Raw genomic sequence first — 13,477 nt, forward strand, 5'->3', positions numbered from 1 at the left:
AGATCATTGAGCTGTAATTATATACCATAGTGGTCTAGATTTGGATCTGGTTGGGCTACTGGCCTCCAAGGCCTCGTGGCGCGACGCCCCACAACAGGCTGGCCGCTTGTCCGATTTCACCGAATTCCAATGTCGCCCCATTCCGGGCCTGGTACCGCTGCGGGTCTTCGGTGAATCCGTTGATGCGGCTCAGGTTGGCGCCGTTGATGCGTAGGATCTGCCCGGTCAGCCAGGAGGACTGGGGTGACTGCAGCCAGGCCACCACGGGGGCGCTGCGGGACGGTTCAAGGGCGGGGTCGGAGGCGCGCGGCCCGCTGAAGAATTCCTCACTGAGCCGGGTCACCGCCAACGGCGAGATGGCGTTGGCGGTCACCTGGTACTTACGCATCTCCAGCGCCGTCGTTACAGTGAGGTTGGCGATCGCGGCTTTGGCTGCGCCATAAGCGCTTTGACTTACGTTCCCCCATAATCCCGCTCCTGACACCGTGTTGACGATGCGGCCGGTGACGCTTTGGCCCGCTTTGGACTGTGCGCGCCAGTAATCACAGGCATGTTTGGTGACGGCGAAGGTGCCTTTGAGGTGGACGGCGATGACGGCGTCCCAATCGGCTTCGGAGGCGCCGGTGATCATCGCGTCGCGGACGATGCCGGCGTTGTTGACAACACCGGTCAGTGTGCCGAGTGTCGACACCGCGGTCGCGATCATGTCGGCGGCCTCATCCCACACGGTCACCGAGCCGGTGTGGGCGACGGCCCTGCCGCCCCGTTGTTCGATCTCGGTGACCACGGAGGCTGCGGGACCGGTTCCGTCGCCGGCGTGTCCGTCGCGGCCGACGCCGGGGTCGTTGACCACGACCACGGCGCCTTGGTCGGCGAGTTCGAGGCAGTGCGCGCGGCCGATGCCCCGGCCGCCCCCGGTCACCAGCACGACACACCCGTCCAGGGGTTTGGTCACTGTCCTTCTCCTTTTTCGAATAGCGAGCAGATCAGCTTTGTGCGCTCCGTCCAATCCGCGCGTCGTAGATCCGCGTAGCCGTCCTCCGTGACCACCACGTCGACGTTGTGGGCTGGCGTCGACGCCGGACGGCTCAGCTTGGCGACCAGGGGTGTGCGCCCGTCGAGGCGTGACGGTACGGCGATGATCGAAAGGCCTTGTCGGCTCAGCCGGCCCGCGGCGCAGTAGTCGGGATGGCCGCCGATGCCGCCCACGACCTTCTCACCGGACCCTTCGACGTTGATCTGCCCGAAAGGGTCGATTTCGAGGGCGGTGTTGACCGCGATGAACGGATCTCCACCAGACAGGCGGCTGATGTCGTGGGTGTAATCGATGCCGCGCAGGATCGGCCTGGTGTCGGCCCATTCGTAGAGTCTGTCGGTGCCCATCAGGTAGGTCGCCGACGGGCAGCCGGCCAATAGCCCGTGGCAGTCGAGGTCGACTACAGCGTCGGTGAGCAGGCCGGTGTCGATCTGCAGGGGAACCTGAACATTGCGCAGCAGAGCGGTTCCCAGTTGGCCGGGTCCGTACTGTAGGCGCGCCCCGGGCGGGACGAGCCGCAGGACCTGCTCGGCGAGCGCGTCGTGCAGCGGCTCGGGTTCTTTGGTGGCCAGTTGCGCGGGGCCGTCATCGGTGTGGGCCGCGATCCGAACGCTGTGCGATCGCACCGGCGGGCATGCGCTCGCCGACGGACCGGTGTCATCCAGGACCGCTAGCACCGGCACCCCGCTGTCGGCGAGCTCGGCCTGCCAGGACACCTCGGTGCCAAAATGCAGCGCGCCGTCGCGTTCGACCAGGCGGGTGACCAGCAAGTCGGGACGCAGCGGACCGTTCAGCAACGGCGAGATGGCGGCCAGGCTGGTGGGCACGTAACGCGCGCCGCCGGCGAGCACTGCGCGGACCCCCCAGCCGGGCATCAGCGCGATTACCTCGGTGAAGGCGTCGACCTCCAGGCCCGGTAGTGGGGTGGGGGACCAGCCCAAAACCAGTCGGATGCTCCCGATCTCGCGTGCCGCATCACTGAGCGCGCTGCATACGTCGGTGCCGTCGTCGAGGCTGCGCAGTGTGCCGACTCCGTCGCCAAGCGCCACCGTGCTTCCCGGGCGAAGGGCAGCGCGCAGGGTGGAGCCGAACCCGCTCGTGACGCTCACCGCGGCTCTTTGGGCAACCCCAGTACGCGCTCACCGAGGATGTTGCGTTGGATCTCGCTGGTGCCACCGAGGATCGTCTGAGCTCGGCCGACCAACATCGCGTGGACCAACTCGTTTTCGGACGGGTCGACGCAGACATCGGTGCCGAGCACCTCGGTGGCCATGTCGCCCAGGTCGCGGTCGGTCTCCGAGGTCATGAGCTTGAGTACCGAGAATGACGGCGAGGACAGGTCGCCGGTGTCGACCGCACGCTGCCAGGTGAATCGGAGCAGCCACATCCGCGACCACAGGCGCGTCAGCGAGCGGCTCACCACGGGGTCGAGCAGGTCGCGTTCCCGTGCGGCGCGCACCATCCGCTCGTGCAGCTTGAACATGCCCACGGCCTGCGACCCGAGGGTGAGCCGCTCCCTGCCCAGGGTCACCATGGCGATGGCCCAGCCCTGGCCGACATCGCCGATCAGCGCGTCGGCTCCCAGCTGCACCCCATCGAGGAATACTTCGTTGAACTTGCTCTCGCCGTCGAGTTGCTTCAGTGGACGCACGGTAACGCCGTCGCCGTTCATCGGGACGACGAACATACTCAGTCCGCGGTGCGAGTCGCTGCCGGTGCGCGCAAGCAGCAGCCCGTAGTCGGCGGAGTTGGCGGCCGAGCTCCACACCTTCTGCCCATCGACGCGCCAGCCGCTCGTGGTTTTCTCGGCCTTGGTGCGCACGCCGGCTAGATCCGAGCCCGCGCTGGGCTCGGAAAACAGCTGCGTCCAGACGTGATCCCCGAGCCGGATCGGCTCGAGGTACCTACTCTTTTGAGCATCGGTGCCAAACGCGATCAGTATGGGTCCCGCCAGGTCGATGGCGGTGATGGCCAGCTGACGCGGGACGCCCGCGCGGGCGCACTCCTCGGCGAAAATCGCCTGAAAGGCCACGGAGGCGTCGGCGCCGCCGTATTTCGTCGGCCAGTGCAGGCACGCGTAGCCGTTGGCGGCCAGATACTTGTGCCACTGGCGGCCTGGTCCGATGTCGGCGGCTGTGGGTGTCGGACCGTAGTTGCGCAAGCCTTCCGGTCGCGGCGCATTCTCGAGGAAGTGGCGGATCTGTTTGCGCAAGGCGGCCAGGTCTTCGGTCTCTGGTGTGGTCATGCTTCAGACCGCCAGCAGCCCGGAGAGTTCGGTCAGCCGGTCCCAGTGCGCGCCAGGCGTTCCGAAGAGGACTTCGTCGGTGCGCGCCCGTTTCAGGTACAGGTGCGCCGAGTCCTCCCACGTGAATCCGATTCCGCCATGGATCTGGATGTTCGCGTGCGCGGCGTCGCGCAGCGCCTCTGAGCAGACCGCTTTGGCCATGCTGGCCCGCCACGAGCTTTCGGCGCCATCGTCGTCGGTGGCTTCTAGCGCCGCCTGGGCGGCTGAGCGTGCCCATTCCAACGACAGCAGCATGTCCGCGCAACGATGCTTGATGGCCTGAAATGAGCCGATGGGCCGGCCGAACTGCTGGCGTGTCCGGGCGTAGTCCGTGGTGATCTCCACGATGCGCTCAAGGGTGCCGACCTGTTCGGCTACCAAGATGGTGAGCACGCGGTTTACGTTGCGGTCCAAGACCTTTCCGAACGGCTCATCGGGCTCTAGTCGGATCGCCGCGGCATCGTCGAGGATGATCGTGGCCATCGGCCGGGTGCCGTCGAGTGTTGTTTCGGTCTCTGCGGTGACGCCCGCGGCGCCGGTGTCGAGCAGGAACAGCGCGGGCGCGTCGTCGACCGCGGCGACCACCACCAGGTCGTCGGCGGCCGCGCCGTGCAGGACGTGGCGCGCCGAGCCGGTCACGTGCCAGCCGTCGATTCTTCGCGCCGTGAAGCTGATGGCAGAGGTCGTCCATAGGCCGCCGTTGCCGACGAGTGCCACCGCGGCGGTACGCTCTCCGTCCATCAAAGCTGGCAGTCGCGCTGTCAGCACACCGTCGTCAGCGGCGTCCACCAGCAGGCCGGCCGCCAGCACGAAGCTCAGCAATGGAACGGGAGCCAGCACGCGACCCAGTTCGTGGGCGGCCACAGCCAAGGCGGGCGTTCCGTAACCGGCCCCCCCGCAGCTGGTTGGCATTGCCGCAGCGGCGATGCCAACCTGCGAGCACAACGCCGTCCATAAACCCGCATCGAAACCTCTTTGCCGGCCGCTGGTTTCGAGTGCGACCGCGCGAAGTCGTTCGGCGCTGAGCAGCTTGTCGCACGCTGCGCGCGCCGAGCCCGCCAGGTCTCGTCGCTCGTCGTGTGACAACGCTGTCGGCATCGTTGACCTTTCGCCCGCTCGCGGGTCTCGTCTGGGCGACGCGATTGCGTGTTCTGACGGATCGACACCGCCAATGCGTCTAGCAGCTAATCAGTATATACATTAATACGATATTGAATAGCCATCTGCTGGAACGGGGTATCCGATGAAAACGATTCAGTCAATCGACGACGCACTGGGCGCCGTGGGTGAGGAGCTTGGCGTCAGCCGATGGATCGAGGTCGATCAGGCCAGCATCAATGCGTTTGCGGACGTCACCAGGGACCACCAGTGGATTCATGTCGACGTCGAGCGGGCCAGCAATGAAAGCCCTTATGGCGCAACGATTGCGCACGGATTCCTGACGGTCTCGCTGGTGCCGGGGCTGAGCAAGGACAACTATGTCGTCCAGAACGCCAAGATGGGCATCAATTACGGTTTGGACAAGGTTCGTTTCCTCGCGCCGGTGAAGGCGGGAAGCCGCATTCGGGTTCGGTCGCAGTTGGTGAAGGCAACTCCGGTCGGCGACGACGTCGTGAATTTGACCTTGCGCCACACCGTCGAAATCGACGGATCGGATCGACCCGCAGCGGTGGCCGACCTGATCGCGCGCTATGTGTTCTAGTCCTCGCCGGGCCCGAGTGTGGCGCGTAACCCGTCGAATTCGATGACGCGGCCGGTGAGCCCGGCTGGCTTGCCGAGCGTGCGGGGCACCAGGCGGCGCCGACTAAACCGCCAGCCGTCCCGCAGGCGCACGAGATCGTCGTCGTAGATTCCCAGGAACTGGATTCCGCGTCCATCCGAGCTGCGGCGGGCCCATTCGGTGATGGGAAAGCGGGCGAACGCGCGGTCGCCGTCCACCCTGACCAGCCCTAGATGCACGGTCTGAAATACGAAGTCCAGTCCGGCGATGGTCGACTTGACCACCGCGGCAACTGCCGCCGGCCCGACGGCGTCTTCGGTGGTCGGCGATTCCAGCACGCCGTCCGGGGCGAACACTTGCACCGCTTCATCGACGTCGCCACGCGAGACGGACTCGGCGTACCCGACCGCCAGGTGTTGAATCGCGATGATGTCTGCGGCCTGACCGGGTGTGGGCTCGGGGATCAGCATGGAGCCTTACGCTACCGGAGTATTGTTCCGGAGTGGTATGTATTTAGCCGACGCGGTGGAAAGTCTTTGGTGCCGCGGGAAGGAACGCGCGATGAGTGGTGCGTCGGTCTACCCGAGAGGCTCGTTCGGTAAGACGCCGGTGGTTGCCCTGACCGACCACGACTGGGCGCCGCGCAACTACGAGGAGCCCTTCATGGGCCTCTCGCCGGCAGGTCAACACATCTGGGGTTCGCTTCTGATCGACGGGCGCCGGGTGGTGCCGATCAGACAGATTCAGAACGAGCTGGCGGTGCGGCTCGTCTTGTTCACGGGGGATGAGGGTGATGACCTTACGCTGACACGGCCCGCCCGGGTGTTCACCGGAATCGGTGAGCTCGCGGGGCGTGATGGGTTGTGGGGGATGCACGAACCGGGTCGAGCCGACGGCTTCACCTTTGCCTCCGGCGGAGGTCATGCGACTTGGCGGGAGCCGGGCACCATCGCGGTGAGGGGCGAGGCCCTGGGTAATGCGATCCAATTCGCCATTCCCGACGCGCAGGAGCCCTTGGCATACCAGGCTCGGTTTTTTGCCGTCACGGATGCGTCGACCCGGCACATTGTCGGTGTGTTCGGTCACGAGCAGGTCTACATGCGACCCGGTCGTGGCTGGTTCGAAAGCACGTATATGCGTGAGCTCGAACAGATCTGGATCGTCTTCGTGACAGTGTTCGCCGACGGCAGTGTGGTGCACGGCCACCTTCTTGTCGGTAGGCAGAACTTCAGTCTGGCCGCGCTGCAGGCGTCCAATGGCTGGTCGCTGACTACGCCAAAAATCAATTGCCTGACACTGGATTGCGACGGGTCGGGATTTCCCGAACGGGTCGTCTTCGAGGTGGACGATGGGTCGCAGTGGACGTTTCGCCCGCGCGGTGGTTCGGGCGGTCGCATGTCGCTGGGGCCGCAAGGTCCACGCTGGCGCGAGGGCGTAGTTACCGAGGCGGGGGAGAGTAGGGAGATCCTGTTCTCGCATTCCTGGGCGGAGGTTTTCACGGATCGGTTGAGCCGGTGAGATGAGCGGCGCCGCCGCCTGCCTGGGGGCCCGCAGTGATAAAGTACCAATGTGGAATAATATTTGGTTTGGCGATGGGTGAAGGAGTGGCACGATGGCCCTGATTCAAGACACGGTGGGTTCGCTGCCGTACAAATTGATCGATTTCGACCAGCATTCGTATGAGGCCCAGGACTGCTTCACTCGGTTCATGCCGGCGTCGAAGCTGGACACCGCGGTGCGCCTCATCGACACCCCGAGCGGGCATAAGGCACTACTCGCCAACGAACGTATCGTTACCGCCTTCGAAACCGACCCGGACAAGGCCTACGTGCCCGGGTCGCTGGTAGAGATGCTTCGGCAGCGAGCCTCGGGGGAGGCCAGCGACGCCGAACGCTTCTTCGAGGACATTCAGGTCGAATACCTCGACAAGGATGCGCGCGTCAAGCAGCTCACCGAGCAGCAGATCGAACGGTCCATCATGTACCCCGGCGGGTGGGCGCTGATGGCGGAGGCTTTCCTCGACGGCATTGATCCGCTTTATGACAACTTCGAGTCGTTCAACAAGTGGATCAACGAAGACTGGGGTTTCAACTACAAGGACACCATCTACGCGCCCGCAATGTTGTCGTTGCGCGACCTCGACCGCGCAGTCGCGGAGCTGGACCGCGTGCTCAACGATGGTGCGCATTTCATTTACCTGGCGGCCGGCCCGGCCTACGGACGCAGCCCGGGTGATCCCTATTTTGATCCGTTCTGGTCGCGGGTCAACGAGGCGAAAGCCGTTATCTGTTATCACATTACAGAATTTCACTACCAGCAAGAGGTGGCCTCGCACTGGGGCTGGAAGGTCGGCCCACCGTTCCAGTTCTCGGCATGGCAATGGCAGAACACCTACGGTGAGCGACCGGTCACCGACGCCTTATCCGCGCTGATTTTCGACAACGTCTTCGGCCGATTCCCGAACATCCGAGTGCTGACCAGTGAATTCGGTGCCTCATGGGTGCCCCACTTCATCCAGCACATGGACAAGAGCCGCGGAATGGCCCGGCTGGGTCCGTGGCTGGGAGGGCCGCTCGACGAGCGACCCAGCGAAATCTTCAAGCGCCACGTCAACGTGGTGCCCTATCCCGAGGACAACACCGTTGCGCTCGTGGATGCGCTCGGTGGTACCGAGGCGTTGGTGATGGGTTCGGACTGGCCTCACGCCGAAGGATTGCGTGAACCCGCTGAGATGTACCTCAGGGTGGAAGGGCTCGGTGACAAACGACGCAAGGAGTTTGTGCGTGACAACGGGCTTGCGCTCTTCGATTGACGATCGGCGCAGTGCGGCTGCGGGATCGACGTGAGCGCCCCGCGTGGTACGCCGCCCCAGGGTCGTAACGGCCGTATTGTGTCGGGCATGCAAAACGGCGAAGCCGGCGAACTTGCCGGCCCTGGGCGCCCGCGCGACCCCTCAACCGAGGAGCGCGTTTTTGCAGCCGCCAAGCAGGAACTCGCCGAGCGGGGATTCGAGGCGTTCAGCATGCGCAGCGTGGCCCGCCGTGCGGGTGTGGCGCGGCCCAGCCTGCTGTTGCGGTGGCCCAACCGTGACGCCCTGATCCTCGACACCCTTGAGCGCCTTGCCGAATGGCCCGCCGCGGAACCAACGGCGAGTGTCCGTGCTGAAGTGGAAGCCATCGTTGCTCGCGTCTGCGAGCTGATGGAACACGACATGCTCGCGATCCAGCTGCGCCTGATCGCCGATGCGCCGCGTCATCCCGAACTGTTCACGGCGTTCCAGCGCAAGATCATGTCTAAAGGCGGCAGGCGGTTGACTCGACTGCTACAGAAGGCCGTGACCGAGGGTGAATTACCCGCAGCCACCGATATCCGTTGGGCCGCTGATGCTCTCATCGGTGTGATCTTCATGCGCACCATTCGCGCGCCCGGGCAACGGCCCCCCTCTGCGGCGGCCCAGCGAAGCATCATCGACGCATTCTGGACGACCTTGGCGCTTGCCGACAGCTAGTTCGTACTACCGGACGTCGTCGGTCACCGGTGCGCGGGTCCCAGCGCGTGAGGTTTTTGTACCTTAATGGTATAAATATATGCACTGTATCAACGTCATTGCCCGAGCGGCTGGCGCCGCACAAATCCCGCGAGGATCGCATGGCAACTATCGCGTCTATCGGAACCTATCTACCGCCCTGGCAGCAGGGCACCAGACGCATCAAGGGCCCTGACGAGGACACGTTGACGATGGCGGTCGCGGCAGGCCGCGCCGCCGACCCTGTGGCCACCGCACGCCGGGTCGTCTTCGTGTCGCGGAGCTTCCCGCTGCTCGAGGGTGGCAACGGCGCCGTCTTGCTCGCCGGATTGTCGCTGCCTGCCGACACCCCGCTGACCGAGGTGCTCGGCGCCGCGCCCGCCGTTCTGGACCAGATTGCTACGGCGCCCCCGGGCACCCTGGTTGTTGGCGCCGACGACGTCGACTCAGCGATGGGCGGGGGCGCGGTCCTCATCGGAAACGGAGACGACGGCGCGACCCTTCGGCCGGTGACAAGGCGGACTGGCAGCCTGCCCATGCTCGCCCGTACCGACGACGGCTCCCGCCACGAATATGTCGACCCGCGCCTGCAGCGGGAAGTCGGCATCGTCAAGACAGCCGAAGCGCTGAGCCTGCCGGAACCCATCGAGGTCGTGGGGGTCGCCGGCACGTCCGCATCGGTCCTCGCTCGCCGCTTCGACACCTCCGCGGCGATCGCACAGTCGTCGTCCTCGGCGGCGGCGGTGATCCGGTTGATCGCCGACGTGCTCGCGGGGGAGAAGTCCGGATGGATTGTCGCAGTGGAGCAGTCGACGGTTGTGATCGCCGACCTGGCGCAGACCGATACCGCCTCCACGATCGGTCGTGATGAGCAACCGGCGCGCGAGCTGCCCGCCACCGCGGTGGCTGCCGGCACCGGCATACCGATTTCGCTGCCGGCCTACGCGCGCGCCTTCGAGCCGAAGTTGCGTTGGCAGGCCGCGGTGTTCGACGAACGTCCTGGCATCGATGCGACACCGGTGTTCCCGCCGCGCATGCGCGTCGACCGCGCCGGTGCGCTGGTCAGCGACTACCGGTACGAACCACTGCCACGCACCGGCACCGTGTACACCCAGACCACCGTTCGCATTCCGGTGCCGGACCTGCCCAGTCCCTACTCGCTCGCGGTGGTGCAACTGGATGACAGTCCGGTGCGCGTGCTGCTGAAGATCACCGGCGTGCCGGCGGGTGAGGCGACGATCGGGCAGACCGGCTCGATTGTTTTGCGCAAGATCGCCACCCGCGCGGGCATACCCGACTACGGGTACGCCTTCTGGCCGAATCGCCACGACGATCCACGAAGGGTGTCACCATGAGAAACGTCGCCATCGTGGGGGCAGGTATGACCCCATTTGCTGAGCACTTCGATCTGGGCATCAAGGATCTCGTGCCCATGGCATACGCCGAGGCCGTCAACCGGATCGATGAGGGCATCGATGCGGGAGATATCCAAGCCGCCTGGTTCGGCGAGCTGTCCACCACCGACGGCTTCCCCTCCGGGATCCTGGCCGACACCCTGGACCTGGTCGACATTCCGGTGACGCGTATCGAAAATGCTTGTGCGACAGGAAACGACGCCATCCGCAACGGCACCCTGGCGATCGCTTCGGGGCTGTATGACGTCGTGCTGGTGGTTGGTGCCGACAAGGTGCGGGAGACCGCGTCCAACACCACCTTCTGGGAATGGGCGGCGATGACGCGCGACAACGCATGGGACTACCCGTTGGGATTGGTGGCGCCGGCCAATTTCGCGTTGCATGTCAACCGGTATCTGCACGAGTCTCCGGCCACCAAGGAACATATGGCGATGGTGGCGGTGAAAAACCACTTCCATGCCGTCAAGAACCCGAAAGCCCAACTGCGCTACGAGATCACCGTCGAAAAGGCGCTGTCAGCACCGATGGTCGTTGACCCCTTCGGACTATATGACTGCACGCCGCAGAGCGACGGGGCCGCGGCGGTGATCCTGGCCGCCGAGGAGGTCGTCGACCGCTATACCGACCGGCCGGTGTGGGTCCGCGGCGTCGGGCTGGGGATGGACAGAGTGATGCACCAACACAAGAACGACATGACGAGCTTCCCGCCGACGGTGCGGGCCGCCAAGTCAGCGATGGCCATGGCGGGCGTAACTCCGGCCGACATCGATGTGGCCGAAGTGCATGATTGCTTCACCGGGGTCGAGCTGATCAGCTATGAGGACCTGGGCTTTGCCGGACGGTTCGACGCATACAAGCTGATCGAATCCGGTGACACCTACGTGGGCGGCTCCATCCCGGTCAACCCCAGCGGTGGGCTGAAGGCCAAGGGCCACCCGCCGGGAGCGACCGGTGTGGCTCAATGCTATGAACTGTTCAATCAGCTTCGTGGTGAGGCCGAGAATCAGGTCGACAGGGCGCGAATTGCCCTGGCCCACAACATCGGCGGTCCGACTGCGGTCTCGGCCGTCACCATCCTTTCCTCCAACAAACAGTAGCGGGAGATCATGACCACCAGCGAAATCGCCACCCTGCCGAAATACGAACAGTTCGCGCCCTCACTTCTGGTCGAGAAGGTCGGCGCCGTGCATCTGGTAAAGATCAATCGCCCGCAGGCGTTCAATGCCGTCGACGAGGCTTTGCACCACGCGATGACCGGTATCTGGCGCGCGTTGCTCGCTGACGATGACGTTCGGGCTGTGGTGATCACCGGTGTCGGCAAGGCCTTCTCGGCTGGCGGGGACATGGTGATGTTCGGACGACTCATAGAAGACCCCGTGGCCCGGGCCCTTCAGATTTCCGAGGCGCGAACGGTGTTCACCGATGTCATCAATTTCGGCAAGCCCTTGGTTTCGGCGGTCAACGGTCCTGCCGTGGGACTGGGGTGCTCGGTGGCGCTGCTATCGGATCTCGTGGTGATGGGTGAGAGCAGCTACCTGGCCGATCCCCATGTCGCCGTGGGACTTACCGCCGGGGACGGCGGGGCGGCCATGCTGCCGTTGCTTGTCGGCATGATCAAAGCCAAGGAATACGTTCTGCTGGGCGACAAGATAACCGCGTCGATCGCCAAGGAGCTCAACCTGGTCACCAAAGTCGTCGCCGATGATGCGGTGCTCGACGAAGCTCTTGCCCTGGGTGAGCGGCTGGCAGCGCTTCCGGCGCAAGCGGTCCGGTCGACGAAGGTTGCGATGAACATGCATCTGAGCCGGGCGGTGCTCGGCGTGCTGGAATATGCGCTCGCCGAGGAGTTTCAGTCGTTCACCACCCCGGAGTTCAACGAACGCGTTGCAAAGTTCCGCAGCCGCTCGTCACAAAAGTAGCGGGGCGCGGCGGCGATAAAGTTGTGGGCCCGACTATGAACCCGCCGGCTGAGGCCGCAGGCATGACGCTCGGCGACATCGTGTCGGGCAATGCCGCCAGATTCGGCAATGTGGTCGCGTACCGGTCGGGTGACCGAACAATCAGCCACGCCCAGTTGCATCAGCGCGCCGCACAACTTGTTTCGGCGATGGTCACCGCGGGAGTGCGTCGGCAGGACCGGGTCGTGATTGTGGCGCGCAATCACATCGGGTTCGGCGAAGTGCTTGCGGCGTGCTACCTCAGCGGGATCATCGCCGCTCCGATCAGCGTGCGGCTGGCGGCGGGCGAAATGCAGGATGGGATCAGGCGAGTGTCCCCGTCGCTGGTCTTCTGCGACGATGAGTTCGCTCCCACGGTTGGTGCCCTGTTGCCCGATGGATGCCAGACCGTCGTCCTCGGACCCTCGAGCGAGCCGAACCACATTGCCTACGAGAGGTTCTTGCGTTCAGGCGATTTGGTTCCGTCCGCGCTGGTCGCCGAACCCGGCGACATCGCTTTGCTGCTGTTCACCAGCGGCACCACCGGCGCCGCGAAATGCTGCATGCTCGGCCATCGCGAGTTTTACCGTGTCGCTCATATCATGAACGCCGAGATGCGCAGCGGCGCCGATGATCGCGCGTTGATCAATATGCCGATGTTTCACGTTGGTGCCCTGGCGATCATCGCCGGGATCCACGCCCGGGGTGGGACGGTGGTATTGCAGTCCCAGTTTGATCCCGCTGAGGCGCTGCGCCTGATCACGACCGAAGAGATCAGTGTCTTGCACCTGGCCCCGGTGATGTTGCAGCGCTTGGTGGATCAGATGGAGTCATCCGGCCAACTGACGTCCGTCCGCACCGTGCTCTACGTCGCGGCCCCGATGACCGCGCCCATTCTGAGAGCGGCGATGGCGATGTTGCCGGGCGCCGGATTCGTCAATCTCTACGGCCAAACCGAGGCCATAGTTTCCGGACTGCCCCCCGAATCGCACTGCGCAGACGCGCCCGCGGCGCTTCGGTCGGTCGGGTTCCCCTTTCCCGGCGTGCGGCTGCGCATCGTCGACGATCACGGAAACGACCTGCCCGACGGACAACCCGGGGAGATCGCTGTGCGGTCGGACACGATGTTCCGCGGCTACTGGGACGATCATGCGGCCACGCTCAACACCATCCGTGACGGATGGTGCTACACCGGCGATGTCGGACGCATCGACGAACACGGGCTGCTTTTCCTGGTCGATCGGAAGAAGGACGTGATCATTACCGGCGGCGAGAATGTGTACTCGCCCGAGTTGGAGGACGTCATCGGTGAGGTCGAAGGCGTCGCGGCCTGCGCCGTGGTTGGCTGCGCTGACCCGCGCTGGGGTGAGGCGGTATGCGCTGTGGTGGTCGCCGCGCCCGGTACGGTCGTGACGCTTGAGGTGCTTCAGGACGCGGTGCGCCGAAAGTTGGCTCGCTTCAAGGTTCCTCGCAAGCTCGTACTGCTCAATGAGCTGCCTCTGTTGGCGAGCGGCAAGGTGGACAAGAAGCGGCTACGGGCAATGGTCGCGCAGCACTGA

At 64.8% G+C, this 13,477-nt stretch carries 13 protein-coding genes; 8 read left to right on the forward strand and 5 right to left on the reverse strand.

Annotated features, from left to right (window positions below):
- Positions 1-55: 55 nt before the first annotated feature.
- The 4 genes from EPN51_RS19895 to EPN51_RS19910 are packed head-to-tail and all read right to left on the reverse strand — an operon-like array spanning position 56 to position 4,418.
- Positions 56-955: an SDR family NAD(P)-dependent oxidoreductase gene (locus EPN51_RS19895; RefSeq protein ID WP_293045870.1), complete on the reverse strand. Its 900-nt coding sequence runs from the start codon at positions 953-955 to the stop codon at positions 56-58.
- A complete protein-coding gene (locus EPN51_RS19900; protein ID WP_293045872.1) occupies positions 952-2,145 on the reverse strand; it encodes an acetyl-CoA hydrolase/transferase C-terminal domain-containing protein in 1,194 nt (397 codons plus the stop codon). The genes EPN51_RS19895 and EPN51_RS19900 overlap by 4 nt, the downstream gene beginning before the upstream one ends.
- Positions 2,142-3,281, reverse strand: a complete 1,140-nt coding sequence (locus EPN51_RS19905; protein ID WP_293045875.1) for an acyl-CoA dehydrogenase family protein — start codon at positions 3,279-3,281, stop codon at positions 2,142-2,144. The genes EPN51_RS19900 and EPN51_RS19905 overlap by 4 nt, the downstream gene beginning before the upstream one ends.
- A gap of 3 nt (positions 3,282-3,284) precedes the next feature.
- Positions 3,285-4,418 carry an acyl-CoA dehydrogenase family protein gene (locus EPN51_RS19910; protein WP_293045877.1) on the reverse strand — a complete coding sequence of 378 codons (1,134 nt, stop codon included), beginning with the start codon at positions 4,416-4,418 and terminating at the stop codon, positions 3,285-3,287.
- 145 nt (positions 4,419-4,563) lie between these two features.
- Here EPN51_RS19910 and EPN51_RS19915 point away from each other — a divergent pair, with 145 nt between their 5' ends.
- Positions 4,564-5,022, forward strand: coding sequence for a MaoC family dehydratase (locus tag EPN51_RS19915; RefSeq protein WP_293045878.1), 459 nt, complete (start codon positions 4,564-4,566; stop codon positions 5,020-5,022).
- On the opposite strand, the gene EPN51_RS19920 is transcribed toward EPN51_RS19915, so the two are convergent.
- Positions 5,019-5,510: a nuclear transport factor 2 family protein gene (locus EPN51_RS19920; protein ID WP_293045880.1), complete on the reverse strand. Its 492-nt coding sequence runs from the start codon at positions 5,508-5,510 to the stop codon at positions 5,019-5,021. The genes EPN51_RS19915 and EPN51_RS19920 overlap by 4 nt on opposite strands.
- Before the next feature lie 91 nt (positions 5,511-5,601).
- Here EPN51_RS19920 and EPN51_RS19925 point away from each other — a divergent pair, with 91 nt between their 5' ends.
- The 7 genes from EPN51_RS19925 to EPN51_RS19955 all read left to right on the forward strand — a co-directional run bounded on the left by EPN51_RS19925 (position 5,602) and on the right by EPN51_RS19955 (position 13,477).
- The gene (locus tag EPN51_RS19925) at positions 5,602-6,558 is read left to right on the forward strand and encodes a hypothetical protein (RefSeq protein ID WP_293045883.1); all 957 of its coding nucleotides are present in this window, start codon (positions 5,602-5,604) and stop codon (positions 6,556-6,558) included.
- Between the two features lie 94 nt (positions 6,559-6,652).
- Positions 6,653-7,852 (forward strand): amidohydrolase family protein, encoded by a 1,200-nt coding sequence (locus EPN51_RS19930; RefSeq protein WP_293045885.1) that lies wholly within the window; start codon positions 6,653-6,655, stop codon positions 7,850-7,852.
- A gap of 30 nt (positions 7,853-7,882) precedes the next feature.
- Entirely contained in the window at positions 7,883-8,548 is a 666-nt protein-coding gene (locus EPN51_RS19935) for a TetR/AcrR family transcriptional regulator (RefSeq protein ID WP_293045888.1), read from the forward strand.
- Between the two features lie 140 nt (positions 8,549-8,688).
- Positions 8,689-9,921 carry an OB-fold domain-containing protein gene (locus tag EPN51_RS19940; protein ID WP_293045891.1) on the forward strand — a complete coding sequence of 411 codons (1,233 nt, stop codon included), beginning with the start codon at positions 8,689-8,691 and terminating at the stop codon, positions 9,919-9,921.
- Entirely contained in the window at positions 9,918-11,078 is a 1,161-nt protein-coding gene (locus tag EPN51_RS19945; protein ID WP_293045894.1) for a thiolase family protein, read from the forward strand. Before EPN51_RS19940 ends, EPN51_RS19945 begins: the two co-directional genes overlap by 4 nt.
- A 9-nt stretch (positions 11,079-11,087) precedes the next feature.
- Complete coding sequence (locus tag EPN51_RS19950; RefSeq protein WP_293045896.1) at positions 11,088-11,900, forward strand: enoyl-CoA hydratase-related protein; 813 nt, start codon at positions 11,088-11,090, stop codon at positions 11,898-11,900.
- Positions 11,901-11,935: 35 nt separating this feature from the next.
- Complete coding sequence (locus EPN51_RS19955; RefSeq protein ID WP_293045899.1) at positions 11,936-13,477, forward strand: AMP-binding protein; 1,542 nt, start codon at positions 11,936-11,938, stop codon at positions 13,475-13,477.

It is taken from the genome of Mycobacterium sp., assembly GCF_004298145.1.
Classification (GTDB): domain Bacteria; phylum Actinomycetota; class Actinomycetes; order Mycobacteriales; family Mycobacteriaceae; genus Mycobacterium.

Bases quoted from the DNA above. Each gene is read 5' to 3' on its own strand.
- EPN51_RS19905 (WP_293045875.1), bottom strand. From the start codon at position 3,281: ATGACCACACCAGAGACCGAAGACCTGGCCGCCTTGCGCAAACAGATC.
- EPN51_RS19910 (WP_293045877.1), bottom strand. From the start codon at position 4,418: ATGCCGACAGCGTTGTCACACGACGAGCGACGAGACCTGGCGGGCTCG.
- EPN51_RS19915 (WP_293045878.1), top strand. From the start codon at position 4,564: ATGAAAACGATTCAGTCAATCGACGACGCACTGGGCGCCGTGGGTGAG.
- EPN51_RS19920 (WP_293045880.1), bottom strand. From the start codon at position 5,510: ATGCTGATCCCCGAGCCCACACCCGGTCAGGCCGCAGACATCATCGCG.
- EPN51_RS19925 (WP_293045883.1), top strand. From the start codon at position 5,602: ATGAGTGGTGCGTCGGTCTACCCGAGAGGCTCGTTCGGTAAGACGCCG.
- EPN51_RS19930 (WP_293045885.1), top strand. From the start codon at position 6,653: ATGGCCCTGATTCAAGACACGGTGGGTTCGCTGCCGTACAAATTGATC.
- EPN51_RS19940 (WP_293045891.1), top strand. From the start codon at position 8,689: ATGGCAACTATCGCGTCTATCGGAACCTATCTACCGCCCTGGCAGCAG.
- EPN51_RS19945 (WP_293045894.1), top strand. From the start codon at position 9,918: ATGAGAAACGTCGCCATCGTGGGGGCAGGTATGACCCCATTTGCTGAG.
- EPN51_RS19950 (WP_293045896.1), top strand. From the start codon at position 11,088: ATGACCACCAGCGAAATCGCCACCCTGCCGAAATACGAACAGTTCGCG.
- EPN51_RS19955 (WP_293045899.1), top strand. From the start codon at position 11,936: ATGAACCCGCCGGCTGAGGCCGCAGGCATGACGCTCGGCGACATCGTG.